Origin of the sequence: Enterobacter sp. LM3, from assembly GCF_046622475.1 — a bacterium.
Taxonomy (GTDB): domain Bacteria; phylum Pseudomonadota; class Gammaproteobacteria; order Enterobacterales; family Enterobacteriaceae; genus Enterobacter; species Enterobacter cloacae_P.
On record NZ_JBJURN010000003.1, the window covers coordinates 157,158 to 182,933 of the forward strand.

Annotated in this window: 21 protein-coding genes and 3 tRNA genes; 11 read left to right on the top strand and 13 right to left on the bottom strand. The window is 54.2% G+C overall.

Annotated elements, in window-relative coordinates:
* Positions 1–29: 29 nt before the first annotated feature.
* Together relA and rlmD are read right to left on the bottom strand one after the other, a co-directional pair.
* On the bottom strand, positions 30–2,261 hold the full coding sequence (relA, locus tag ACJ9N4_RS04880) for a GTP diphosphokinase (protein ID WP_182272481.1): 2,232 nt from the start codon (positions 2,259–2,261) through the stop codon (positions 30–32).
* A 150-nt stretch (positions 2,262–2,411) separates the two neighbouring features.
* Positions 2,412–3,803, bottom strand: a complete 1,392-nt coding sequence (rlmD, locus tag ACJ9N4_RS04885; RefSeq protein WP_411500296.1) for a 23S rRNA (uracil(1939)-C(5))-methyltransferase RlmD — start codon at positions 3,801–3,803, stop codon at positions 2,412–2,414.
* 57 nt (positions 3,804–3,860) lie between these two features.
* Between rlmD and barA the strand changes: the two genes are divergently transcribed.
* The gene (barA, locus tag ACJ9N4_RS04890; protein ID WP_182272482.1) at positions 3,861–6,620 is read left to right on the top strand and encodes a two-component sensor histidine kinase BarA; all 2,760 of its coding nucleotides are present in this window, start codon (positions 3,861–3,863) and stop codon (positions 6,618–6,620) included.
* A 37-nt stretch (positions 6,621–6,657) separates the two neighbouring features.
* Here barA and ACJ9N4_RS04895 read toward each other — a convergent pair whose 3' ends face one another.
* The 5 genes from ACJ9N4_RS04895 to syd all read right to left on the bottom strand — a co-directional run bounded on the left by ACJ9N4_RS04895 (position 6,658) and on the right by syd (position 10,797).
* Positions 6,658–7,803, bottom strand: coding sequence for a glycerate kinase (locus ACJ9N4_RS04895; RefSeq protein ID WP_182918872.1), 1,146 nt, complete (start codon positions 7,801–7,803; stop codon positions 6,658–6,660).
* 240 nt (positions 7,804–8,043) lie between these two features.
* On the bottom strand, positions 8,044–8,493 hold the full coding sequence (locus tag ACJ9N4_RS04900) for a flavodoxin (RefSeq protein ID WP_182272484.1): 450 nt from the start codon (positions 8,491–8,493) through the stop codon (positions 8,044–8,046).
* Between the two features lie 15 nt (positions 8,494–8,508).
* On the bottom strand, positions 8,509–9,291 hold the full coding sequence (gene truC / locus ACJ9N4_RS04905) for a tRNA pseudouridine(65) synthase TruC (protein WP_182920060.1): 783 nt from the start codon (positions 9,289–9,291) through the stop codon (positions 8,509–8,511).
* A complete protein-coding gene (locus ACJ9N4_RS04910) occupies positions 9,291–9,620 on the bottom strand; it encodes a YqcC family protein (RefSeq protein WP_411500297.1) in 330 nt (109 codons plus the stop codon). Before ACJ9N4_RS04910 ends, truC begins: the two co-directional genes overlap by 1 nt.
* 631 nt (positions 9,621–10,251) lie before the next feature.
* Positions 10,252–10,797 (bottom strand): SecY-interacting protein, encoded by a 546-nt coding sequence (gene syd / locus ACJ9N4_RS04915; RefSeq protein WP_182918874.1) that lies wholly within the window; start codon positions 10,795–10,797, stop codon positions 10,252–10,254.
* 69 nt (positions 10,798–10,866) lie between these two features.
* On the opposite strand from syd, the gene queF reads away from it, so the two are divergent.
* From queF to xni, 5 genes are all read left to right on the top strand, one after another.
* A complete protein-coding gene (queF, locus tag ACJ9N4_RS04920) occupies positions 10,867–11,709 on the top strand; it encodes an NADPH-dependent 7-cyano-7-deazaguanine reductase QueF (RefSeq protein ID WP_411500298.1) in 843 nt (280 codons plus the stop codon).
* A gap of 114 nt (positions 11,710–11,823) precedes the next feature.
* Positions 11,824–13,188 (top strand): nucleotide 5'-monophosphate nucleosidase PpnN, encoded by a 1,365-nt coding sequence (gene ppnN, locus ACJ9N4_RS04925; RefSeq protein ID WP_182272488.1) that lies wholly within the window; start codon positions 11,824–11,826, stop codon positions 13,186–13,188.
* A 516-nt stretch (positions 13,189–13,704) separates the two neighbouring features.
* Entirely contained in the window at positions 13,705–14,994 is a 1,290-nt protein-coding gene (locus ACJ9N4_RS04930; RefSeq protein WP_182272489.1) for an HAAAP family serine/threonine permease, read from the top strand.
* A 63-nt stretch (positions 14,995–15,057) separates the two neighbouring features.
* A complete protein-coding gene (gene sdaB, locus ACJ9N4_RS04935) occupies positions 15,058–16,425 on the top strand; it encodes an L-serine ammonia-lyase II (protein WP_182918876.1) in 1,368 nt (455 codons plus the stop codon).
* Between the two features lie 111 nt (positions 16,426–16,536).
* Positions 16,537–17,292, top strand: coding sequence for a flap endonuclease Xni (gene xni / locus ACJ9N4_RS04940; RefSeq protein WP_182918877.1), 756 nt, complete (start codon positions 16,537–16,539; stop codon positions 17,290–17,292).
* A gap of 94 nt (positions 17,293–17,386) precedes the next feature.
* Here xni and rlmM read toward each other — a convergent pair whose 3' ends face one another.
* Genes rlmM through gcvA form a run of 3 tightly spaced genes read right to left on the bottom strand, consistent with a single transcriptional unit; the run spans position 17,387 to position 19,832 of the window.
* Positions 17,387–18,487 carry a 23S rRNA (cytidine(2498)-2'-O)-methyltransferase RlmM gene (gene rlmM, locus ACJ9N4_RS04945; protein WP_182272493.1) on the bottom strand — a complete coding sequence of 367 codons (1,101 nt, stop codon included), beginning with the start codon at positions 18,485–18,487 and terminating at the stop codon, positions 17,387–17,389.
* The gene (locus ACJ9N4_RS04950) at positions 18,480–18,875 is read right to left on the bottom strand and encodes a DUF423 domain-containing protein (RefSeq protein WP_411500299.1); all 396 of its coding nucleotides are present in this window, start codon (positions 18,873–18,875) and stop codon (positions 18,480–18,482) included. The genes rlmM and ACJ9N4_RS04950 overlap by 8 nt, the downstream gene beginning before the upstream one ends.
* Before the next feature lie 39 nt (positions 18,876–18,914).
* A complete protein-coding gene (gene gcvA, locus ACJ9N4_RS04955; protein WP_182272494.1) occupies positions 18,915–19,832 on the bottom strand; it encodes a glycine cleavage system transcriptional regulator GcvA in 918 nt (305 codons plus the stop codon).
* A 430-nt stretch (positions 19,833–20,262) separates the two neighbouring features.
* Here gcvA and csdA point away from each other — a divergent pair, with 430 nt between their 5' ends.
* Both csdA and csdE read left to right on the top strand, forming a co-directional pair.
* Positions 20,263–21,468 carry a cysteine desulfurase CsdA gene (gene csdA, locus ACJ9N4_RS04960; RefSeq protein ID WP_182272495.1) on the top strand — a complete coding sequence of 402 codons (1,206 nt, stop codon included), beginning with the start codon at positions 20,263–20,265 and terminating at the stop codon, positions 21,466–21,468.
* On the top strand, positions 21,468–21,914 hold the full coding sequence (gene csdE / locus ACJ9N4_RS04965) for a cysteine desulfurase sulfur acceptor subunit CsdE (protein WP_182272496.1): 447 nt from the start codon (positions 21,468–21,470) through the stop codon (positions 21,912–21,914). The genes csdA and csdE overlap by 1 nt, the downstream gene beginning before the upstream one ends.
* On the opposite strand, the gene tcdA is transcribed toward csdE, so the two are convergent.
* Both tcdA and mltA read right to left on the bottom strand, forming a co-directional pair.
* Positions 21,905–22,711, bottom strand: a complete 807-nt coding sequence (gene tcdA, locus ACJ9N4_RS04970; RefSeq protein WP_182272497.1) for a tRNA cyclic N6-threonylcarbamoyladenosine(37) synthase TcdA — start codon at positions 22,709–22,711, stop codon at positions 21,905–21,907. The genes csdE and tcdA overlap by 10 nt on opposite strands.
* A 77-nt stretch (positions 22,712–22,788) precedes the next feature.
* Positions 22,789–23,886 (bottom strand): murein transglycosylase A, encoded by a 1,098-nt coding sequence (gene mltA / locus ACJ9N4_RS04975; RefSeq protein WP_182272498.1) that lies wholly within the window; start codon positions 23,884–23,886, stop codon positions 22,789–22,791.
* A gap of 209 nt (positions 23,887–24,095) precedes the next feature.
* Here mltA and ACJ9N4_RS04980 point away from each other — a divergent pair.
* From ACJ9N4_RS04980 to ACJ9N4_RS04990, 3 genes are all read left to right on the top strand, one after another.
* A tRNA-Met gene (locus ACJ9N4_RS04980) sits at positions 24,096–24,172 on the top strand.
* Positions 24,173–24,215: 43 nt separating this feature from the next.
* Positions 24,216–24,292, top strand: a tRNA-Met gene (locus tag ACJ9N4_RS04985).
* A 43-nt stretch (positions 24,293–24,335) separates the two neighbouring features.
* Positions 24,336–24,412 (top strand) — tRNA-Met (locus ACJ9N4_RS04990).
* Between the two features lie 88 nt (positions 24,413–24,500).
* Here ACJ9N4_RS04990 and amiC read toward each other — a convergent pair.
* Positions 24,501–25,754 carry an N-acetylmuramoyl-L-alanine amidase AmiC gene (gene amiC, locus ACJ9N4_RS04995; RefSeq protein ID WP_182918880.1) on the bottom strand — a complete coding sequence of 418 codons (1,254 nt, stop codon included), beginning with the start codon at positions 25,752–25,754 and terminating at the stop codon, positions 24,501–24,503.
* Between the last annotated feature and the right edge of the window lie 22 nt (positions 25,755–25,776).

Below are 25,776 nucleotides of genomic sequence, written 5' to 3' on the forward strand. Positions count from 1 at the left end.
CGCCTGACCCGGCCTGTCGAAGAGGGCGCTTAACCGCCGTGCAGGCGACGTGCGTCAATCACATCCGGCACCTGGTTCAGTTTGCCAAGCACGCGGCCCAGCACCTGCAGGTTATAGATTTCGATGGTCATATCGATGGTGGCAAGCTGTTCGCGGGTATCGCTGCGGCTGGCAACGCCCAGCACGTTAACTTTCTCGTTGGCAAGAATGGTCGTGATATCGCGCAGCAAGCCGCTACGGTCGTTAGCGGTAACGCGCACCACCAGCGAGTAACCGGAGGAGTAGCTTTCTCCCCAGACCGCTTCCACGATACGCTCCGGCGCATGCGACTGCAGCTCAGCAAGCTGATCACAGTCAGAACGGTGAATTGAGATCCCACGCCCCTGCGTGATAAAGCCGACGATATCGTCTCCCGGAATCGGCTGGCAGCAGCGGGCAATGTGGTGCATCAGATTGCCCACGCCTTCCACAACCACGCGACCGTTGTCTTTGCTGCGCTGCTGCGGTGCATAGTTTTTTTGCTGAAGCTGTTTCAGCGCGGCCGCATCCTGTTCTGCCGCACTTGGCTTGTTAAACTGCGCCTGCAGGAAATTCACCATCTGATTCAGACGGATATCACCGCCACCAATGGCCGCTAACAGCTCATCAAGCTCATTGAAGTTGTAACGCGGCAGCAGATGTTTTTCGGCTTCTTTGAGGCTAATCCCGATATGTTCCAGCTCGTCGTCCAGGATCTGGCGACCGGCAAGGATATTCTTGTCACGATCCTGCTTGCGGAACCAGGCATGAATTTTGGAGCGCCCGCGGCTGGTGGTGACATAACCCAGGTTCGGGTTCAGCCAGTCCCGGCTTGGGTTTGGCTGTTTCTGGGTGATGATTTCAATCTGGTCGCCCATCTGCAGCTGATAGGTGAACGGCACAATTCGCCCGCCAATCTTCGCGCCAATGCAGCGGTGCCCCACATCACTGTGAATGTGGTAGGCAAAGTCGAGCGGTGTTGAACCAGCAGGCAGGTCGACAACATCGCCTTTCGGCGTAAAGACGTATACCCGGTCATCGAAGACCTGGCTACGCACTTCGTCGAGCATCTCGCCAGAATCGGCCATCTCTTCCTGCCACGCAATCAGCTTACGCAGCCAGGCGATACGATCTTCATGACCAGATCGTGCCCCGCCAGAGGTACCCTCTTTGTATTTCCAGTGCGCGGCCACGCCCAGCTCGGCGTCTTCGTGCATCTGTTTGGTGCGGATCTGAATTTCAACCGTTTTGCCGCCAGGGCCGAGCACAACGGTATGAATAGACTGGTAGCCGTTAGGTTTCGGGTTCGCGACATAGTCATCGAACTCATCCGGCAGGTGGCGGAAGTGAGTATGCACTATCCCCAGCGCGGCGTAGCAGTCCTGCAGACGTTCCGCCACGATGCGCACCGCACGCACGTCGAACAGCTCGTCGAAGGCGAGATGTTTCTTCTGCATTTTGCGCCAGATACTGTAGATGTGTTTTGGTCGACCATAGACTTCGGCGCGCACATTCTCTTCTTTCATCGCCAGACGCAGTCCGCCGACAAACTCATCGATATAGTGTTCGCGGTCAATACGGCGTTCATGCAGCAGTTTAGCAATGCGCTTATATTCTGCCGGGTGCAGGTAGCGGAAACAGTAATCTTCCAGCTCCCATTTCAGCTGCCCGATCCCTAAGCGGTTCGCCAGTGGCGCATAGATGTTTGTACACTCTTTGGCAGCCAGTACGCGCTCGTCTTCAGGTGCATCCTTCACTTCACGCAGGTGCGCAATTCGCTCGGCAAGCTTGATAACCACGCAGCGGAAGTCATCCACCATTGCCAGCAGCATGCGGCGAACGTTATCGACCTGTTCTGAAGAGACGGAATCAGTGTGCGCAGCCTTAAGCTGGCGGATGGCTGCCATATCGCGCACGCCGTGGATCAACGCGACGACAGATTTACCGACGCTTTCTCGCAGTACATCTTCAGTGACCACATCAGCATCGGCTAATGGGAACAGAAGCGCGGCCTGCAGCGTTTCGATATCCATGTTCAGCATGGATAAAATTTCGACCATCTCCACGCCGCGCCACAACAGCAAATCAGCGTCCGGATGCCCCTGTGTGGTGCGTAGACAATAGGCCCAGGTTTCGGTTAAGCGTTCACACGACTGCTGGCTGGAAATCCCCAGACTTGCGATCCATTTTTGTGGGTCAAACTCCCCAGCTTTATTGAGATGTGCACTTCTTACCGCAACCATTGTCCTCTCCTTTAGGGACCTGGGCCTGTCGAAGTCGACAAGCCAAACTAATTATACCCGTCATACTTCAAGCTGCATGTGCGTTGGCTGCACTCACTCACCCCAGTCACTTACTTATGTAAGCTCCTGGTGATTCATTCGTTTGCCGCGTTACTCGGCCTGCGGCCTCGCCCCTTCGGGGCCAGCGCAAGCGCTGTTCAAAACGCTAGAGCGTTTTGTCCTGCAACTCGAATTATTTAGTGTATCTATATGCTCAAACAACACCATTGATTCCAGATGCCCAGTGTGCGGGAACATGTCCAGCATTGCCAGACGCTGAATCTGGTAACCCGCGCTGATTAATGCCTCACTATCCCGCGCAAGCGTTGCCGGGTTACAGGAAACATAGACCACACGCTTCGGCGCGAGTTTAATAATATGTTGCATCACGCCAGGTGCGCCTGCCCGGGCCGGGTCGAGCAGAATTTTGTCGAAACCCTGCGTTGCCCACGGCTGCTGAGTGACATCTTCCTCAAGATTTTGGTGAAAAAATGTCACATTTTGCAAACCGTTCTGTCGGGCATTTTCTTGCCCTTTGGCAACCAGCGCCTCAACACCTTCTACCCCCACCACACTTGCCGCTTTCTGAGCCAATGGCAGCGTGAAATTCCCCATACCGCAGAACAGATCGAGCACCCGGTCACTCTTTTGTACATCCAGCCATGACAACGCCTGTTCAATCATCTTCTGATTCACGCCATCATTTACCTGGATGAAATCCCGCGGGCTGAACGTTAAGCGTAGCCCGTTTGACGCATACCAGGGCGCATCTCCTGTAACCTGTTCTAGTATCTCGCTTTGTGGGGCGAGGAAAAGCGCCAGCTCGTGGGAATGCGAAAAGCGTTCCAGTTTTTCACGGTCTTTTTTCGACAGTGGCGCGGTATGGCGCAGCACCATCAGCGGGCCATTGTTTGCCTGAACCAGTTCAACGTGTCCGAGGTGACGAACCCCATCCAGCTCAGACAGACAGGTGCGCACTTCCGGGAGCAACGCCTCAAGATGGGGCACCAAAATGGGGCACTGCCTGATATCGACGATATCGCTGGAGCTGGCCTTGCGAAACCCCATCTCCAGCCGCCCGGTTTTTGGCTGATAGCTGAGGCTCAGACGGGCGCGACGGCGGTAACCCCAGGGCTGGTCGGCGATAATCTCGTTAACCTCATGCTTAAGCAGGCGCGCCAGTGCGCTACTTTTACTTTTTTGCTGTAAACCTACGCTGGCATGCTGTTGCTGACAGCCGCCACAGACGCCAAAATGCGGGCAGCGCGGCACCACGCGTTCAGGGCTATCACTCAGTCGGCGCTTCACCTGGCCACGCGCGTACTGGCGCTTATCTTCCGTCAGCGTAATTTCTGCTCGTTCTGTTGGCAGCAAACCTGTTATAAACAATGCTTTACCATTATGACGCGCAACCCCCTGACCAAAGGGATCGAGGTCTGTGGCTTCAACAGTTATGATCTGACGCGTCGTCACGCGTCGCTTTGCAGAGTAGAATTGCGCCATCGCTGAGATTGTTCTCAAATAAATTTAGTGACCCTAATTGTCCCATAACGGAACGCCATGACCAACTACAGCCTGCGTGCACGCATGATGATTTTGATCCTCGCCCCCACCGTACTTATCGGTTTGCTGCTGAGTATCTTCTTTGTGGTGCATCGCTATAACGATTTGCAGCGACAACTGGAAGATGCCGGAGCCAGCATTATTGAACCGCTGGCCGTCTCCAGTGAGTACGGGATGAACCTGCAAAACCGCGAATCTATTGGTCAGTTAATCAGTGTGTTGCATCGTCGACACTCGGAGATCGTGCGCGCCATTTCCGTTTACGATGAGCATAACCGCCTGTTCGTAACCTCGAATTTTCATCTCGACCCTGCGGAACTGAAAATCCCGGACGGTACGCCGTTCCCGCGCAATCTCAGCGTAATGCGGCATGGCGATATCATGATCCTGCGCACGCCTATTATCTCGGAAAGTTACTCCCCTGATGAGTCTGCCCAGTCCGACGCCAAATCCACCAATAATATGCTGGGATATGTGGCGCTGGAGCTGGATCTCAAGTCTGTACGGCTGCAGCAGTACAAAGAGATTTTTATCTCCGGCGTGATGATGCTGTTCTGTATCGGTATTGCGCTAATCTTTGGCTGGCGACTGATGCGCGACGTCACGGGGCCAATCCGTAATATGGTCAACACCGTTGACCGCATCCGGCGGGGCCAGCTCGACAGTCGTGTGGAAGGATTTATGCTGGGCGAACTGGATATGCTGAAAAACGGCATTAACTCGATGGCAATGTCGCTGGCGGCATACCACGAGGAGATGCAGCATAACGTCGACCAGGCCACCTCCGATCTGCGTGAAACGCTGGAGCAGATGGAGATTCAGAACGTCGAGCTGGATCTGGCGAAAAAACGCGCCCAGGAAGCGGCGCGCATTAAATCTGAATTCCTGGCAAATATGTCGCACGAGCTGCGCACGCCGCTAAATGGCGTGATCGGCTTTACCCGCCTGACGCTGAAAAGCGAGCTTAACCCAACCCAGCGCGATCACCTGCACACCATTGAACGCTCGGCCAATAACCTGCTGGCTATCATCAACGACGTGCTGGACTTCTCCAAGCTGGAAGCCGGTAAGCTGCTTCTGGAGAGCATTCCCTTCCCGCTGCGCAGTACGCTCGATGAAGTGGTGACGCTGCTCGCCCACTCATCACACGACAAAGGGCTGGAGCTGACGCTCAATATCAAGAACGACGTGCCGGATAACGTCATTGGTGACCCGCTGCGTCTGCAACAGGTCATCACCAATCTGGTGGGTAACGCCATCAAGTTTACTGAAAGCGGCAACATCGACATTCTGGTCGAAAAACGGGCGCTCAGTAATAACAAGGTACAGATTGAAGTTCAGATCCGCGATACGGGTATCGGTATTCCGGAGCGCGACCAGTCGCGTCTGTTCCAGGCGTTCCGTCAGGCAGATGCGAGCATTTCCCGCCGCCACGGCGGTACGGGTCTGGGGCTGGTGATCACACAAAAACTGGTGAAAGAGATGGGCGGAGATATCTCTTTCCACAGTCAGCCAAACCGTGGGTCAACCTTCTGGTTCCATATTAGCCTGGACCTCAATCCGAACGTATTGACAGATATCCCGGTGACGGATTGCCTGAAAGGAATGCGTCTGGCCTATGTTGAGCCTAACGCAGCGGCGGCACAGTGTACGCTGGATATTTTAAGCACCACGCCGCTGGAGGTTGTCTACAGCCCAACGTTCTCTGCACTGGCCGTCGAGCATTACGATATTTTGCTGATGGGGGTCCCGGTCACCTTTACCGGCGAACTCACGATGCAACAGGAGCGCCTGGCGAAAGCTGCATCAATGACCGATTACCTGCTGCTTGCCCTGCCGTGTCATGCCCAAATCAACGCGGAAGAGTTGAAAAATGACGGAGCGGCCGCCTGCCTGCTTAAGCCACTCACCGCCACACGCTTGCTGCCAGCACTCACGGAGTATTGTCGCCTGAGCCAGCATGCCGTGCCGCTGATTGACGATGAACAAAAGCTGCCGATGAGCGTCATGGCGGTGGATGATAATCCGGCCAACCTGAAGCTGATAGGTGTACTGCTTGAGGATCAGGTTCAGCACGTTGAACTGTGTGCCAGCGGTGCTCAGGCGGTCGAACAGGCTAAACAGATGCAGTTCGACTTAATTCTGATGGATATTCAGATGCCAGGTATGGACGGTATTCGCGCCTGTGAGCTGATACACCAGCTCCCGCACCAGCAGCAAACCCCGGTCATTGCCGTGACAGCACATGCGATGGCCGGTCAGAAAGAGAAACTTCTGAGCGCCGGAATGAATGATTATCTGGCAAAACCGATTGACGAAGAAAAGCTGCACAACCTGTTGCTGCGCTATAAACCGGGACATATCAGCGGGACGTATACCGTTTCTGCCGAACCGGTTGAGATCAACATCAACCATAATGCCACTTTTGACTGGCAGCTTGCGCTACGCCAGGCGGCCGGGAAGGCCGATTTAGCCCGTGAAATGCTGCAAATGCTGGTCGCGTTCCTGCCGGAAATTCGGAATAAGATTGAAGAACAACTGGTGGGAGAGAACCCGGAGGATCTGCTGGAGGCCATCCACAAGCTGCACGGCAGCTGCGGCTACAGCGGGGTACCACGGCTGAAAAATCTCTGCCAGTTGCTGGAGCAACAGCTACGAGCTGGCATGCCAGAATCGGAGCTTGAACCGGAGTTTCTGGAACTGCTGGATGAGATGGATAATGTGACGCGGGAAGCGATGAAGTTATTGGGAAACTAGAACCATTGCCGGGTGGCGACGTCGCCTGACCCGGCATTCAGCGTTTCAACCCCTGTCCCACTTTCAGCACCGCCGCAATATTCCTCGCCGCCAGCTGCACATTCTCGCTGGCATTATCCAGCGCATCTTCCAGCGAACAAATGGTATAAAGCACGCTAAACACCGCGTCGATACCGTGTTCATGCACCACGCCGACATCCGCCGTCAGACTACCCGCAATACCAATAACCGGTTTGTTGTAGCGTTTGGCGACTCTCGCCACGCCGACAGGCACTTTGCCGTGGATAGTCTGGCTGTCAATACGCCCTTCACCCGTGATAACCAGATCCGCATCGGCGACCTGATCCGCCAGGTGCAACGCATCCGTGACAATGTCGATGCCCTGGCGCAACTGAGCGCCACAAAAGGCGTACAGTGCCGCCCCCATTCCGCCAGCCGCCCCGCCACCGGCGAGGTTTGTCACATCAATACTCAGATCCCGGGCAATAACCCGCGCGTAGTGGGCAAGCGCGTTGTCCAGGGTGACGACCATCTCCGGCGTGGCTCCCTTCTGTGGCCCAAACACCGTTGACGCGCCCTCTTCGCCGATGAGCGGATTGGTCACATCACAGGCCACCTCAATCCGGCAATCAGCCAGACGGTTGTCCATCTCGCTCAGATCGATATGCGTCAGCCGTGACAATTCGCCGCCACCAGGCCCAATGCGTTGCGCTTTGGCATCAAGCAGTTTTGCCCCCAGCGCCTGCACCATACCCGCACCACCGTCATTGGTTGCACTGCCACCAATGCCGATAATGATATGTTTCACACCAACATCCAGTGCATGACAAATAAGCTCGCCGGTTCCCCATGAGGTGGTTTTCAATGGGTTACGTTGCGAAGGCGCGACCAGCGCCAGGCCGCTCGCCGCCGCCATCTCAATAAATGCGTGCTGCCCGTCGCCGGATAATCCATAAAACCCGTCCACGCGCTCACCCAGCGGGCCGGTCACCGGGACATGAACTATTCGCCCCTGAGTTGCCGCGACCATCGCCTCTACCGTACCTTCGCCACCATCAGCAACCGGCAGTTTGACGTAGTGCGCCGAAGGAAAAATCTCGCGAAAGCCGCGTTCTATCGCCGTCGCAACCTCAGGAGCACTCAAACTTTCCTTATATGAGTCCGGCGCGATCACAATTTTCATAGGTCACCCTTACGCATACTCACTGCATTAAGCATATATCTGCACTGCCCTTTTGGTCATGGAGGGGAAAAGTATATGTCGGAGGGAGTGATGTTCTCACCGTGCAGGAACACAACATTGCGGTGATGATGAGAGGTTGTTTAGGGCATAAGCCCAACGCGCAGGAAGAGACTTCATGGAATTGGGGTTCGTTGCCGGGCGGCGGCGACACCTGACCCGGCCAACGGTTCATGCGGGGCGTTATTTCAGCAAGGTCGCCCAGTGCTCAACCCACGGATTCGATTCACTTTCTGGCTCCGGATGTTCACCGGCATCAATCAGCAACATGTCGCCAACGCGCTGGGCACTCTGTTCCTGCAAAAGCGCGTCAAACTGCTTACCGCCGCCACAAAAATTGGCATAGGAGCTGTCACCGAGGGCGATAATGCCGTAGTGAACGTCCGGCTGATAACCGAGCTGGTCTTTAATCCCCTGGAAAAGCGGTACGATGCTGTCAGGTAAATCGCCCTGGCCTGTTGTGGAGGTCACAACCAGAATGTATTTGTCTTTGTACTTTTCCCAGTCAGCAAGCTCCGGGTCTTCATAGACCGTGGCTTTATGGCCCTGGTTCGCAAGGATGGCTTCCGCCTCCTCAGCAACCAGCAGCGAGTTGCCGTACATCGTGCCGACAAAAATACCAACTTCAGCCATGTTATGTTCCCTTAATTATTGCGCTTGCTGTTCATCCTGAACGCTGCCCGGTACAAACTCAACCCTTTCATTTTCGGGGAGTTGCCCCAGCCAGCCAAACTGTGACAGTGCCTGCATCCAGATGTCGTCCAGCCCTGCCCGAATGGTCAGGGGTTCGCCGGTAAACGGGTGTGTCAGGCTCAGTTCGCTTGCATGCAGCATCAGACGATCGCAGCCAAAATGCTCTGCCGCGCTACGGTTCTGGCGCAGATCGCCGTGCTTGCTGTCGCCAATAATCGGATGGCGAAGATGTTTCAGGTGACGGCGGAGCTGATGTTTGCGCCCGGTTTTGGGCAAAAGCTCAACCAGACTATAGCGGGTGGTGGGGAATTTACTGGTAGCCACCGGCATTTCTGTTGTTGCCATGCCGCGATAATCCGTCACGGCGGGCTGCGGGCCTTTGTCATCACGGGCAAATTTATCGGCAATTTTGTCCAGCTCTTCCACCAGCGGATAATCAAGCCGGGCAGTCTCCGTCAGCCAGCCGCGCACAATCGCGTGGTAGCGTTTCTGGATCTGATGCTGTTCAAACTGCTGCGCCAACAGGCGGCCCGCTTCGCTGGAAAGCCCCATCAACAGTACGCCGGATGTCGGTCTGTCCAGCCGGTGTGCGGTAAAAACATGCTGACCAATCTGGTCACGCACGGTTTGCATCACCACCACTTTCTCGTCGCGATCCAGCCAGCTACGGTGTACCAGCCAGCCTGACGGTTTATTCACCGCCACCAGCCACTCATCCTGATAGAGGATCTCAAGCATCATGCATCATCACCGGCAAACAGTGCATCCAGCCTTTCTAACTCAGTCAGCATCACGTCGCGCGCAGGATGCGTCGCCTCAAGTGCCATTTCATAATAGGGCGAAACAGCAAACGTCTGCGGCAGCGGGTGGCCACCTTCGAGCAGCGCGTGCATGCGCGGAATTAACACCCACTGGAGCCACTCAAACGGTGCCAGCGTATCCAGGCAAAACGGCTGGGTGCTTGCGAACGCTTCTGGCTGCGGCGCGGTCTCCTGCCACAGCTGATGTTGGCGCAATAGTGCTTCGATGGCGTGCAACCGGGCACGAACGCTATCGTGTTGCGTCATAGTAACCTCAACTGAAAAACTGAACGGCGCGCAGCATAGCATTGCAGGACGCAGAAATAAAAAAAGGGAGCACTGTAAAAACAGTGCTCCCGGTTCGTTCCGCAGCATTCCAGCTACAATTTGTGCTCCCTGCTCATCCGTGACAACTTTTCCTGAGGCCCGAAGGCATGGTCATCCGTAAACCTTTTGCATCCTGCTCACATCATCCTGATGTGCTGTTTCATCCTGAAACGTCCTGGCCGTCCTGACCCACCGACCATCCTGACCGGCTCTCGTTCTCCTTCCTGGAGGTGTCCATTACGCATCCTGCGCTATCCTCTTTGCTTCATCCTGAAGCCTTCCTGCAGCGTCATCCTGACGAGTCCTTTGTGAGAAACGCCATCATCCTGATGTTCGTTTCTCGTGTCGGCATCCTGTCGACAGAGATAGAATCCGCTATTCCGCTTCGTCTTACAACCCACCCTGTAAGCGTGGTAAGCCACAAGAAACCTCTCCAGACGCCTCAAAAAACAATTAATTCATTGAAAAATATGACAATAGCTTTCTTAATTCTCTGAGACAATACTGAAGAATGCGGCAATCTCTCACAAACCTTGTAAGAGATCTCTCACACGCACAGTAGCATCATGGATTACAGAAGAGGCTCAAGTCGGGTAAGGAAATCCGCAAGTGAAGGAGCAAGAGTGTCGCGGTTGCGGGTACCGATAGTCTCTTTGATCACTTCACCAGACAGGTTGCAGACGGAGATAACATCCAGTTCACTGTCCAGCGTGGCAATAAAGAGAGTCGGAGAAAGCTTAAGGCGTTTTTGCGTGACCAGATGGCCAATCAGGTTTTCCTGAACGCGCTGCAGATCGTCTTCGCTCCAGGTCTGCAGCAAGGTCAGCGATATGTCGGCAAAGCGTGCGGCCATATCCCCTGCAAATTGCGTGGTGTAAAACGCATGAATCGCTGGTTGTACCACAATGTCCATTGCGCGTTCAACCGCATTTACATTTTGCTCGCCCGTGAAGGGTTTTGGTTGCCAGATAACGCGGTCGTCCAGAGAAGAGATAATGCACGGTGATGGTACACCATATAAGTCAGCACTTTGCGGCCACGTCCCCTGCTTTTCTTGCCATGCATCGCAGTAGCGGGTCGTGAAGGTAGTCAGGGCATTTGCAGTTTCGATATCCACCGATTTCTCTCTTCTTGTAAGACAGGATAAACTCAGCCCATAAGTGTACCTGTAAAGTGGCTATGAAACATGTCTTACGAAAATCATCAGGCGTTAACGGGCTTAACGCTGGGTAAATCGACCGATTACCGCGACACCTACGATGCAAGCCTGTTGCAAGGCGTACCGCGCAGCCTGAACCGCGATCCTCTGGGTCTGCACGCCGACGCGCTGCCGTTTGTCGGCGGCGATATCTGGACGTTATACGAACTGTCCTGGCTTAACGAGCGCGGCCTGCCGCAGGTCGCTGTGGGTCACGTTGAGCTGGATTACGCCAGTCTTAACCTGGTGGAATCTAAAAGCTTTAAGCTGTACCTCAACAGCTTTAACCAGACAAAATTCCGCAGTTGGGAAGATGTCCAGCACACGCTGGAGCGGGATTTAAGCATCTGCGCGCAGGGTAAGGTGACCGTCTCACTGTATCGCCTGCATGAGCTGGAAGGGCAACCTATTGCCCACTTCAACGGTGCATGCATCGACGATCAGGACATAGAGGTGGCTAACTATGAATTCAGCGCCGATTACCTCGAAAATGCAGCGAGCGGAAAAGTGGTCGAAGAGACGCTGGTCAGCCATCTGTTGAAGTCCAACTGCCTGATCACCCATCAGCCGGACTGGGGCTCAGTGCAGATTCAGTATCGCGGCCCGAAAATTGACCGGGAAAAGCTGCTGCGCTACCTGGTGTCGTTCCGCCATCACAACGAATTCCACGAACAGTGCGTGGAGCGCATCTTTAATGACATTCAGCGTTTCTGCCACCCGGAAAAACTGAGCGTCTATGCGCGCTACACCCGCCGTGGCGGTCTGGATATCAACCCGTGGCGCACCAATACCGATTTTGTGCCTGCTACCGGACGTCTGGTGCGTCAGTAACATTTTTTTTGAAAATATGCGCGGTTCATTCCGCGCTTTAGGTTGTGAAACGTCATAAGCCAGGGCTATTGTAATCAACAGGGAAAGACGAAAATTGTCCCGTAAGGAGCTCACTTGATTACACATATTAGCCCGCTTGGCTCAATGGATATGTTGTCGCAGCTGGAAGTGGATATGCTTAAACGCACCGCCAGCAGCGATCTTTATCAACTGTTTCGTAACTGTTCACTTGCCGTACTGAACTCCGGTAGTCTGACGGACAACAGTAAAGAACTGCTGTCCCGCTTCGAAAGTTTTGACATCAACGTGCTGCGCCGCGAGCGCGGTGTGAAACTTGAGGTCATCAACCCGCCGGAAGAGGCCTTTGTCGACGGGCGCATTATTCGTTCCCTGCAGGCCAACCTGTTTGCCGTGCTGCGTGACATCCTGTTTGTTAACGGGCAGATCCACAACGCCGACCGCTTCCAGCATCTCGATCTGGAAAGCTCAGTTCATATCACCAACCTGGTGTTCTCTATTTTACGTAATGCCCGCGCTCTGCACGTCGGCGAAGCGCCGAATACGGTTGTCTGCTGGGGTGGTCACTCCATTAATGAAACCGAATACCTCTATGCCCGTCGGGTGGGGACTCAGCTTGGTCTGCGCGAACTGAACATCTGTACCGGCTGCGGCCCGGGGGCGATGGAAGCGCCAATGAAAGGTGCAGCGGTGGGACACGCGCAGCAACGCTATAAAGAGGGACGTTTTATCGGTATGACCGAACCGTCCATTATCGCAGCTGAACCACCTAACCCACTGGTTAATGAGCTGATTATCATGCCGGATATCGAAAAACGCCTTGAGGCGTTTGTCCGTATCGCCCACGGCATCATCATCTTCCCTGGTGGTGTGGGTACGGCGGAAGAGCTGCTTTATCTGCTGGGGATCCTGATGAACCCGGCCAACAAAGATCAGGTTCTGCCGCTGATCCTGACCGGGCCGAAAGAGAGTGCCGACTACTTCCGCGTACTGGACGAGTTTATCGTGCATACACTGGGTGAAGCTGCGCGTCGTCACTATCGCATTATCATTGACGATGCGGCAGAAGTAGCACGCCAGATGAAAAAAGCGATGCCACTGGTGAAAGAGAATCGTCGTGACACCGGCGATGCCTACAGCTTTAACTGGTCAATCCGCATTGCGCCGGATCTGCAGATCCCGTTCGAACCTTCGCACGAGAATATGGCCAACCTGAAGCTCTATCCGGATCAACCCGTAGAGGTTCTGGCAGCCGATCTGCGCCGCGCCTTCTCCGGTATCGTGGCAGGTAACGTGAAAGAGATGGGTATCCGCGCTATCGAGGAGTTTGGCCCATACAAAATTCACGGCGATCGAGAGATGATGCGCCGCATGGATGACATGCTGCAGGGCTTTGTGGCCCAGCACCGCATGAAGCTACCGGGTTCAGCCTATATTCCTTGCTACGAAATCTGCACCTGACTATCAGCACAAAACCCTTTCAAGCCGGATCGCTATCCGGCTTTTTTATTTCCTTTATAACTCCCTGACAACTGATGCATATCTCTTATGTCATTTACAAAACCAGCCAATACGCAAACGATTACCTCATTTTTCAAACCGGAAATTATCAGCCTTAATCAAAATTATCTGCCAGAAAATCCTAAAATCCCATTTCTTTACAGCGTAAGACGCCTATCTCACTGGCCAGCCTTTCAGGTCACATGTTGTTAATGGTAGCCTTCGCGCCCGTAAATTCTCTTTGATGTTTTTTTAATAGATAAATGGTCTAAAGATGCCCACATCAAAAGTGGATTATTGCATTTGGGATCGTGATCACTGATACACTCATAACTAAAATGTATCTTTCCGCCCGCCAATAGTTACGGGCAAAAATTATTAAAAAACCGTCACTGAACGAATTTCATATTACCGTCAGGCCCTTTTTCATCGGATTAGACTAGAAACCTGACAATTTGCTTCCTCCAGGAGATACAGATGGAAACCACTCAAACCAGCACCGTTGCTTCGATTGAATCCCGAAGTGGTTGGCGCAAAACGGATACCATGTGGATGCTTGGCCTTTACGGCACAGCAATCGGCGCTGGTGTACTATTCCTTCCTATTAACGCAGGTGTCGGCGGTTTGGTTCCGCTGATCATCATGGCAATCATCGCCTTCCCGATGACCTTCTTTGCACACCGCGGTCTGACCCGCTTCGTGCTGTCCGGTAAAAACCCGGGTGAAGACATCACCGAAGTTGTTGAAGAACACTTTGGCGTAGGCGCAGGTAAACTGATTACCCTGCTCTACTTCTTTGCAATTTACCCAATCCTGTTGGTGTATAGCGTGGCAATCACCAACACCGTAGAGAGCTTCATGCTGCACCAGTTGCACATGACGCCACCTCCGCGTGCCATTCTGTCTCTGATCCTGATCGTCGGTATGATGACCATCGTACGCTTCGGTGAGCAGATGATTGTTAAAGCGATGAGCATTCTGGTGTTCCCGTTTGTGGCAGCCTTGATGGTGCTGGCGTGCTACCTGATCCCGCAGTGGAACGGTGCAGCACTGGAAACCCTGTCCCTGAGCAGCGCATCCGCAACCGGTAACGGCCTGCTGTTGACCCTGTGGCTGGCAATCCCTGTGATGGTGTTCTCCTTCAACCACTCCCCGATCATCTCCTCCTTCGCGGTTGCGAAGCGTGAAGAGTACGGCAATGGCGCAGAGAAGAAATGTTCCAGCATCCTGGCACGTGCACACATCATGATGGTGCTGACCGTGATGTTCTTCGTCTTCAGCTGCGTACTGAGCCTCTCCCCGACAGATCTGGTTGCGGCGAAAGAGCAGAACATCTCTATTCTGTCTTACCTGGCAAACCACTTTAACGCTCCGTTGATTGCGTGGATGGCACCTATCATCGCGATTATCGCTATCACCAAATCCTTCCTGGGCCACTACCTGGGCGCACGTGAAGGTTTCAACGGTATGGTGATTAAATCTCTGCGCGGTAAAGGCAAGAGCATTGAAATCAACAAACTGAACAAAATCACTGCACTGTTCATGCTGGTCACCACCTGGGCGGTAGCCACCCTGAACCCAAGCATCCTGGGTATGATTGAAACCCTGGGCGGCCCGGTTATCGCGATGATTCTGTTCCTGATGCCGATGTACGCGATTCAGAAAGTGCCTGCGATGCGTAAATACAGCGGCCATATCAGCAACGTATTCGTTGTGATTATGGGTCTGATTGCCATCTCCGCCATTTTCTTCTCGCTCTTCAGCTAATACCTCCTGCGCCGCCCCTGGGCGGCGCACTCCTCCTCTCTGACTGATAGCAATGGACGCATCATGATTAGCGTATTCGATATCTTCAAAATCGGTATTGGTCCTTCCAGCTCTCACACCGTCGGACCAATGAAAGCAGGTAAACAATTCACGGATGACTTGATTGCACGCGGCATGTTGCACGACGTTACCCGCGTAGTTGTCGATGTATACGGTTCTCTCTCCCTGACCGGTAAAGGTCACCATACGGATATCGCCATTATCATGGGCCTGGCAGGAAACCTGCCGGATACCGTTGATATTGATACGATTCCGGGATTCATCCAGGACGTCAATACGCATGGTCGTTTGCTGCTGGCAAACGGTGAGCATGAAGTTGAGTTCCCGGTTGATCAGTGCATGAATTTCCATGCCGACAACCTGTCGCTGCACGAAAACGGCATGCGCATTACCGCGCTGGCAGGCGACAAGGCGATTTACAGCCAGACTTACTACTCCATCGGCGGCGGTTTTATCGTCGACGAAGACCACTTTGGTCAGACGAACAATTCCTCCGTTGAGGTACCGTATCCGTATAAAAACGCGGCGGATTTACAGCGTCACTGTCAGGAGACAGGTCTGTCTCTCTCTGGCCTGATGATGAAAAACGAACTGGCATTGCACAGCAAAGAAGAGCTTGAACAGCACTTTGCCAACGTCTGGGAAGTGATGCGCAGCGGTATTGAACGCGGCATCACCACCGAGGGTGTTCTGCCGGGTAAACTTCGCGTACCACGCCGTGCGGCGGCACTGCGCCGCATGTTGGTCAGCACCGACAAAACGACGACTGACCCGATGGCCGTAGTGGACTGGATCAACATGTTCGCGCTGGCCGTTAACGAAGAGAACGCTGCGGGTGGCCGCGTGGTGACAGCACCAACCAACGGTGCCTGCGGCATTGTTCCGGCTGTGCTGGCGTACTACGACAAGTTTATTCGTGAAGTAAATGCGAACTCTCTGGCACGTTACATGCTGGTCGCCAGTGCGATTGGTTCACTGTACAAAATGAACGCATCCATTTCCGGGGCGGAAGTGGGCTGTCAGGGTGAAGTGGGCGTGGCCTGTTCAATGGCTGCGGCAGGTCTGGCAGAACTGCTGGGGGCAAGCCCGGCTCAGGTGTGCATTGCAGCGGAAATCGGCATGGAACACAACCTGGGGTTGACCTGTGACCCGGTTGCAGGACAGGTGCAGGTGCCTTGCATCGAGCGTAACGCTATCGCCTCGGTGAAGGCGGTAAACGCGGCACGTATGGCGCTGCGCCGTACCAGTGAACCGCGCGTCTGCCTCGATAAAGTTATCGAAACCATGTACGAAACCGGTAAAGATATGAACGCCAAATACCGCGAAACCTCTCGCGGTGGCCTGGCGATGAAGATCGTCACCTGCGATTAAGCCTCTCAGGAAGCCTCGTTTTGCGAGGCTTCTTCCTGTTTTCCCCGCCGCGCATAGTTTCATACTGCTGACAGTGTTACCCTTCCTGCATTAACAGAAGGGAGATTATCTGTGGCCGTTCATTTGCTTATCGTCGATGCCCTCAACCTGATTCGCCGAATTCATGCGGTGCAAGGTACGCCGTGTAAGGATACCTGCCTGCACGCACTGGAGCTGCTTATCCGCCATAGCGAACCGACCCATGCCGTCGCGGTGTTCGACGACGAAGCACGCAATACAGGCTGGCGTCACCAGCGCCTGCCCGACTACAAAGCCGGACGCGCGCCCATGCCAGACGATCTGCATGCTGAAATGCCCGCCATCCGCGCCGCCTTTGAACAGCACGGTGTCCCCTGCTGGGGTGCTCAAGGCAATGAGGCCGACGATCTGGCAGCTACGCTTGCCGTAAAGGTGGCGAGCGCCGGGCATCAGGCCACAATTGTGTCGACCGATAAAGGCTACTGCCAGCTACTTTCACCCACTATCCGCATTCGCGACTACTTTCAAAAACGCTGGCTGGACGCACCGTTTATTGCCAGTGAGTTTGGCGTCTCGCCTGAACAACTTCCCGATTACTGGGGGCTTGCGGGGATAAGCAGCTCCAAGGTTCCGGGGGTGGCGGGTATTGGGCCGAAGAGTGCCGCACAGCTTCTGACGGATTTTCAGAGCCTGGAAGGAATTTATGCCCGGCTGGATGACGTACCAGAAAAGTGGCGCAAAAAGCTGGAGGCACATAAAGAAATGGCGTTTATCTGCCGGGATGTGGCGACACTACAGACGGATTTACAGTTAGACGGGAATTTGCAGCAACTGAGGTTAGAGCGTTAGTTGCCCCTCACCCTCTCCCCATAGGGGAGAGGGGATTGCCCGGTGTTGTCTTTTCTCCCTCACCCTTTTGGGAAGAGGGCCGGGGTAAGGGGAACTACCGTTCGTCGCGACGCCCACCGACAGCAGCCCACCAGCGACGAATATGCACCGTCACCTCTTCGCGGTCGTGATAAAGCTGACGTGCCTGAATTTCCACGTTAATACCGTGTTCATCCATCTGTGCCTGAATGTAGGCCAGGTTCTGAGAGACTTCCTCATAACGCTTTTTCATCGGCAACTTAAGGTTGAAGATAGTCTCACGACACCAGCCATTCACCAGCCAGGAGGCCATCAGTGCAGCCACTTTCGCTGGTTTCTCAACCATATCGCACACCATCCAGGAGATATTGTTGCGGTTTGGACGATAGCGGAACCCATCTTCACGCAGCCAGGTCACTTGTCCGGTATCCATCAGGCTTTGTGCCATCGGGCCGTTATCGACAGACGAAACCCACATGTTGCGTTTCACCAGCTGATACGTCCAGCCGCCAGGACACGCACCGAGATCGACCGCGTACATGCCGTTTGCCAGGCGTTCGTCCCACTCATCAGCCGGGATAAAGACGTGAAATGCCTCTTCCAGCTTCAGCGTTGAACGGCTCGGTGCATCTGCCGGGAAGCGCAAACGCGGGATGCCCATAAAGAACGGGGAGTTGTTGGTCGTGTATGAGTAGCCCGTGTAGCAACAGCCAGGTGCAATAAAGAAGATATGCACGACAGGACGTTTTGGCGTCTCGTAATTCGTCAGCACGCCCGCATCACGCAGCGCTGCACGCAGTGGTACGGTGAACTTACGGCAGAACTTCATCAGTTCTTTGCTTTCGTTGGTGTCAGCCACTTCAACGCGCAGATCGCCCCCTTTCTCCACCACGCCCTGCAGCATCCCGACAATCGGCGTGATGCGGTCTTCAGGCGGAAGATCTTTGAGCAGTTCACCTGCAACAAACATCTGGCGGGCGAAGATCAATGAGCTGAACGGCAGTTCACGCACCAGCTTATCCGCGTCGTCAGGCTGGTAGCATTCGAACACCACATAGCCCGCATTTTCTTTGACGCGTGCAAAACCGAAGACTTCGCGCTTCGCCGCTTTATCCGTAATTTCCGCGGCGCACTCTTTCTCAAACCCCGGGCGACAATATAAAACAACCTTATTCATGAACAACGCCCTTGCGTTTCAGACGGATAGCTCCGATAAACATTAATACCCAACCTGCCAGGAAGCTGACGCCACCAACAGGTGTAACAAACGCCCACAGGCGCAAATGCGAGAGCGAAAGGCAGTACAGGCTACCGCTAAACAGCACGGTACCCAGCGCCAGAAATACGCTGCTCCAGTAAAACCAGATGCTGATACGGCGCTGCATCGCTACCGCCAGCCCAAAGATAGCCAGCGTATGGAACGCCTGATATTCAAGGCCGGTCTGGATCCAGCCCATCTCTACCACCCCTAAAGATTTACTTAACACATGCGCGCCAAAGGCACCCAGTGCGACAAAAATAAAGCCACTCACCGCGGCAAAAATCAGCATGAATCGGCTGGTCATGGTTCAGTCCTAAAGTGATACGTGCTCAGCACACAAAAGTTATTGATCATACCTGAAGCGGAATTTTTCTTGCTCGTTCGCCGCTCTGGACAGTATCCACTGCCGGAAGGCGGCTATTTTACCCAGTTCTGCCTGACTGTCATGACAAACCAGATAAAACGCATTCTTGCTGACCAGAACATCATTAAAAGGGCAAACCAGGCGGCCTGCCTCAATTTCGGACTGTGCCATTACGTTGTTCGCCAACGCAACGCCCTGCCCGTGAATGGCAGCCTGTAACACCATCGCACTGTGGCTAAAAATGGGGCCCTGCTGCACGTTTATATGATTAAGACCTAATTGGCGGGTATAAGTTTGCCAGTCACGGCGAGAAGCATCATGTAAAAGCGTATGCTGCGCCAAATCAGCGGGCGTCTTCAGCGCCTTGTCCCCCGTCAGAAGCAGCGGTGAACAAACCGGCAACAGATATTCTGCGTATAATTTCTCGACGCGCAAGCCCGGCCAGTTACCACGACCATAAAAAATGGCGACATCCACGTCATCTGCCAGTTTGTCTTCCTGGCGATCCACCGCCTGAATTCGGACGTCGATTCCCGGATAAGCTGAGTTAAAGCTTGAAAGTCTTGGCACCAGCCATTGAATGGCAAAACTTGGCAATAGGCTTACCGTGAGTGCGCCTTTTGCACTGCGCGCCTGCAGCTTACGCGTGGCTTCGGTGAGCTGGGAAAAAATCTCTTTAATATCCTGAAAATAGCTCTGGCCTTCTTCAGTCAGGAGTAATGAACGGTTGCGGCGACGGAACAGCTTAAGGCCCAGAAAATCCTCCAGGGACTTGATTTGGTGACTTACTGCGGCCTGTGTCACAAAAAGCTCATCTGCTGCGCGGGTGAAGCTCAGGTGGCGTGCTGCTGCATCAAAAACACGTAATGCATTAAGGGGTGGCAATCGCTTCGACATGGTTATCTGGCTTAGATGTTAACGAGATTTAACATATAGGAAACAACGTTTAACCTATTAGTTTTTTTAATCTGAGCCATTATAATTTGTCCGTTGAGGAACTACCAGCAAATACCTATAGTGGCGGCACTTCCTGAGCCGGAACGAAAAGCTTTTTTTAGAATGCGTGTTCTGAAGGGCTTTTGGCTTACGGTTGTGATGTTGTGTTGTTGTGTTTGCAATTGGTCTGCGATTCAGACCACGGTAGCAACGCTACCAATTTTTCACTTCCTGTACATTTACCCTGTCTGTCCATAGTGATTAATGTAGCACCGCCAATTTGCGGTGCTTTTTTTTGTCCATTTTTTCCCCTCTCCAGCGTGTTTCACCTAACCACCTTGCCCTGCTTCCAAATTTGCGCGACGATCTACGGATCGAAATGAGGAATTCCATGAACGCTTTCAGTCCCGCACACTTTCGCGCACAGTTCCCGGCGCTGGCCGATGCCGGTATATACCTTGATAGCGCAGCAACGGCGCTCAAGCCGCTGGCCGTTATCGACGCCACTACGCAGTTTTACAGCCTGAGTGCAGGTAATGTGCATCGCAGTCAGTTTGCTGAGGCCCAGCGCTTAACTGCACGCTATGAAGCCGCGCGCGACCAGGTCGCACGCCTGATTAATGCCGAAAGCGGGAAAAATATCGTCTGGACGCGAGGTACAACCGAGGCCATCAATATGGTGGCGCAGTGCTATGCGCGCCCGCGGCTGCAACCGGGGGACGAGATCATCGTCAGCGAGGCAGAACATCACGCGAACCTGGTGCCGTGGCTGATGGTTGCGGAGCAAACAGGCGCACGCATTGTAAAGCTCCCGCTGGGGTCAGATTTTCTGCCCGACGTGGCGCGTTTACCTGAGCTGATTACGTCCCGCAGTCGGATATTGGCCCTGGGGCAAATGTCCAACGTTACCGGAGGCTGTCCGGATCTGGCACTGGCTATCGAAATCGCCCACGCCAGCGGTATGGTGGTCATGGTCGACGGTGCACAAGGAATTGTGCATTTTCCGGCCGATGTTAACGCGCTGGATATTGATTTCTACGCCTTCTCAGGCCACAAGCTGTACGGGCCAACCGGTATCGGGGCGTTGTATGGCAAGCCTGAACTGCTGGCGCAAATGACGCCGTGGCTCGGTGGCGGCAAGATGATTACCGAGGTAACCTTCGACGGCTTCAGAACGCAGGACGTGCCTTATCGTCTGGAAGCCGGTACGCCAAACGTGGCAGGCGTCATTGGCCTAAGCGCTGCACTGGAGTGGCTGGCTGAAACGGACGTCGTTCAGGCCGAAAGCTGGAGCCGGGGACTGGCGACGCTGGCAGAAGAAGCGCTAAAAAAACGTCCAGGTTTCCGTTCATTCCGCGTGCAGGATTCCAGCCTGCTGGCCTTTGATTTTGCGGGCGTTCATCATAGCGACATGGTAACGCTGCTGGCCGGATATGGCATTGCCCTGCGCGCCGGGCAGCACTGCGCACAGCCGCTGCTGGCGGCACTTGGCGTCAGCGGTACGCTGCGCGCCTCCTTTGCGCCATACAATACACAAAGCGATGTAGACGCGCTGGTTGCGGCCGTTGACCGCGCCCTTGAATTACTGGTGGATTAATGACTAGCTCTGCTTTAGCCGGACACCCGTTTGGCTCCGTCATCACAGAAGAGACGTTAAAACAGACCTTCGCCCCGCTCACACAGTGGGAAGACAAGTACCGTCAGCTGATCCTGCTGGGTAAACAGCTGCCCGCCCTGTCTGAGGAGCTTAAAGCGCAGGCAAAAGAGATAGCAGGCTGTGAGAACCGTGTCTGGTTGGGGTTTAGCGTATCTGGCGAGAAATTGCATTTCTTCGGCGACAGCGAAGGTCGTATCGTGCGTGGCCTGCTGGCAGTGCTCTTAACTGCCGTGGAAGGTAAAAGCGCGGCAGAACTGCAGGCGCGTTCGCCGCTGGCGCTGTTCGATGAACTGGGGCTTCGCACGCAGCTGAGCGCCTCGCGCAGCCAGGGGCTGACCGCGCTCAGCGAAGCGGTGCTGGATGCCGCACGTCAGGCTCAGGCCTGACGTTCCGCCTTCGCCATCATCTTCTTCAGGGCGTGGGAAACCGCGACAAAACCGAAGGACGCGGTCACCATCGTGGCCGCACCAAAGCCTGAGGCGCAGTCCATTCGTTTTGGTCCTTCTGCCGTGCTTTTCATAGCACACGCCGAACCATCCGCCTGTGGGTAGACCAGCGCCTCGGTGGAGAACACACAGTCTACGCCCAGCTTGCCTTTGCTATTCTTCACAACGTTAAAGTCGCTTTTTAAGCGCTCGCGCAGCCTGGCTGCCAGGGGATCCTGGATGGTTTTTGCCAGGTCGGCCACCTGGATCTGCGTCGGATCGATTTGCCCACCCGCACCGCCGGTGGTGATCAGCGGAACTTTGTAGCGACGGCAGTACGCGATCAGCGCCGCTTTTGGACGTACACTGTCGATGGCATCAATCACGTAGCTGTAGCCTTTGCTCATGTACTCCGCAACATTATCCGCCGTTACAAAGTCATCAATCACCGTCACGCGGCATTCCGGGTTGATCAAACGAATACGCTCCGCCATCACCTCAGATTTTGCCAGCCCAACGTTATCACGCAGAGCGTGGATTTGACGGTTAGTGTTGGTCACGCAGACATCATCCATATCAATCAACGTGATCGCACCAATACCGGTTCTCGCCAGCGCTTCTGCAGCCCAGGAACCAACGCCGCCAATACCCACAACGCAGACATGCGCATCCGCAAACAGCTGCAGGGCTTTTTCACCATATAAACGAGCCGTGCCGCCAAAACGCTGACGCCATGCGTCGCTGATTACCACAGACATAAGACCTCAGATGTAAAAAGGGTGAGGTTCTCCCTCACCCCTGCTCAATAATCTCTATACGGCTCAGAATACCATAATCAGCCGCTGAATACGTTGCCACCGCCAGCGGTTGTCTTCAGCACCCATACACGTCCGTAATGGTTATACCAGCCTGCACGGTGACCAGCATCCGGGCCAATACCCTGATAAATATCGAAGTGCTGGCCTTTGATTGCGCCGCCCACATCCAGTGCCACCATCAGGCGTAACTCGTACTGGCCGTTGAATTTGCCGTTATGATCCAGCAACGGAACTTCCGCAAGTAACGTAGTGCCCGCCGGAATAATCGAACGATCCGACGCCACCGACGCACGGCCAATCAGCGGTACGGCACTTGCCCCTTTTACCGGCGCAAAGTTCTGTGGTTTGAAGAAGACAAACGACGGGTTTTGCTCCAGCAGCTCTCGCACCTCGGCTTCACTGTGTTTTTCACCCCATTCGCGGATCGCCTGCATCGACATATCTTCTTTCTTCACTTCACCTCTGTCGATAAGCACCTTACCAATACTGCGGTAGGCATGACCGTTTTTACCGGAATAGCTGAAGAAGTTAAGCGGTGTACCGTCACCAAAATCGATGTAGCCACTGCCCTGAACATCCATGATGAAGTTATCCATCAGCGAGTTGCTGTAGGCCAGAACGTAATTTTCGCTAAGCGCCCCCGAGTAGATATCGGCACGAGACGGCAGGCGGCCGCGTTTTGGCGGCATACGGTAAATCGGGTACTGGAACTCGCCCTGACGGGAGTGTCGTGCCTGAATCACGGGGGTGTAATAGCCGGTAAACTGGACGTTGCCATAGTTATCAGCCCCTTCCATCTGCCAGGCATCAATACCAAACTGGCGCATATTACGCGTATCGCCCCCCGCGCGCAGCCACTCCTGTACCGCGCTGTAAACATTATTCTGCGAGCCATACAGACGCGGTGACGCATTGCGGATCTGGTAGACCTGCTCGGAGAAATCTCCGGCGTTGATCGGCGCGCCGACGGCATCAGGTTGGTTAACTAAAGAGAAAGGCTGGGATAACTTCCCGTCTTTATACTGTTGACCGCGATCGGTCGGTTTGGAAGAACAGGCCGCCAGAATGGCTACCATTGCGCCCGTCATCAGATACTTCGCCCAACATCCTTTCATTATATCTCGTCTTTAAGTTGCCCATTTCCGCGTGATGAAGATAACAAACCCCCCGTTCTAAAGGAATGGAATCACATGCCCTTTGGCAAATTTTGCGCAAAAAATAGTCCACACGTATCGATGTCGTTCAATTTACATACAAAGTTAATGAATTATGTAAAAAAGGGGTTGCATCACAAACCTAACCGAGTATAGTGCGCATCCACGGACGCGGGGTGGAGCAGCCTGGTAGCTCGTCGGGCTCATAACCCGAAGGTCGTCGGTTCAAATCCGGCCCCCGCAACCAATCAAATTTGAAGAAGAAGTTTCTGCAAAAGCAGAAAGACGGACGCGGGGTGGAGCAGCCTGGTAGCTCGTCGGGCTCATAACCCGAAGGTCGTCGGTTCAAATCCGGCCCCCGCAACCAATCAAATTTGAAGAAGAAGTTTCTGCAAAAGCAGAAAGACGGACGCGGGGTGGAGCAGCCTGGTAGCTCGTCGGGCTCATAACCCGAAGGTCGTCGGTTCAAATCCGGCCCCCGCAACCAACACTTCTTAAAACAATAAACACCCTCAAGGGTGTTTTTTTGTATCTGCAGTTTGTGGATCTGCCGGGCATTCCACCCGGCCAGGAAACTACCCGCGTCGCGCCAGCGTTGCCCCATCTGAGAAATACGCCCGTATCCCTGCCAGTATTGACTCTGCCACTTCCTGCTGGAATGTCGCGGTCTTGAGCTTACGCTCCTCTTCCACGTTACTGATAAATGCAGTCTCGACCAGAATGGACGGAATATCCGGGGCTTTGAGCACCGCAAACCCGGCCTGCTCGACGCTGTTTTTGTGCAGCTTATTAATATTGCCAAGCTTACCCAGTACCGCCTTACCAAACTTCAGGCTGTCGTTGATGGTCAGCGACTGCACCATATCAAACATGGTGTGATCAACATAGCGGTCACCACTTTTGCCCACGCCACCTATCAAATCCGAGGCGTTCTGCGTATCCGCCAGGTATCTCGCTGCGGTACTGGTCGCCCCTTTTGTGGAGAGCGCAAACACCGAGGAGCCGCTTGGCTGACGGCTGGTAAACGCATCTGCGTGGATAGAGACGAACAGATCCGCACGCTGCTTTTGTGCTTTCGCCACGCGAACCTTCAGCGGAATAAAGATATCTTCATTGCGCGTCATATAGGCCCGCATGTTGCCTTCTTTCTCAATTAACGCCTTCAGACGACGCGCAATTTGCAGTACTACGTCTTTTTCCCGGGTACGATATTTGCCGATCGCTCCGGAGTCTTCGCCTCCGTGTCCAGGATCAAGCATGATCACAATGGGGCGATCGCGCCCTGCTTTGCCCGGCTTCGGGCCGCTTTGTGCTGGCGGAACCTGACTCTCAAGATCGCCTTTGTTGTAGTCTTCCAGCAATGCGAGGAGCGGATCCTGAATATCCGTTGCATTCGCCGGGTAGAGATCCATCACCAGCCGCTCTTTAAACGCCGCGACAGGCGCAAGTGCAAACAGCTGCGGTTTCACATTCTGCTTCAGCTCAAACACCATCCGCACCGTTTGCGGATCAAACTGCCCAACGCGCGCTGATTTGATAAACGGATCATCACCACGGATCTGCGCCGCCATCCCTTTCAGGACGGAATTCAGGTTTACGCCTTCGAGATCCACCACGATCCGTTCCGGATTGCTGAGCGCAAACTGCTTATATTTCAGCACCCGATTAGATTCTACCGTTACGCGCGTATAGGTTGACGACGGCCAGACACGCACCGCCACCACCTGACTTGTGGCAGCAAGACCTACCTGGCTGACGCTAAGCAACCACATCGCCCCTGCCCCTTTTAACAGGCGGCGACGGCTTATTGCTGAATTGGATCCCGACATGCTTCTCCCGAGCAAGAAATCT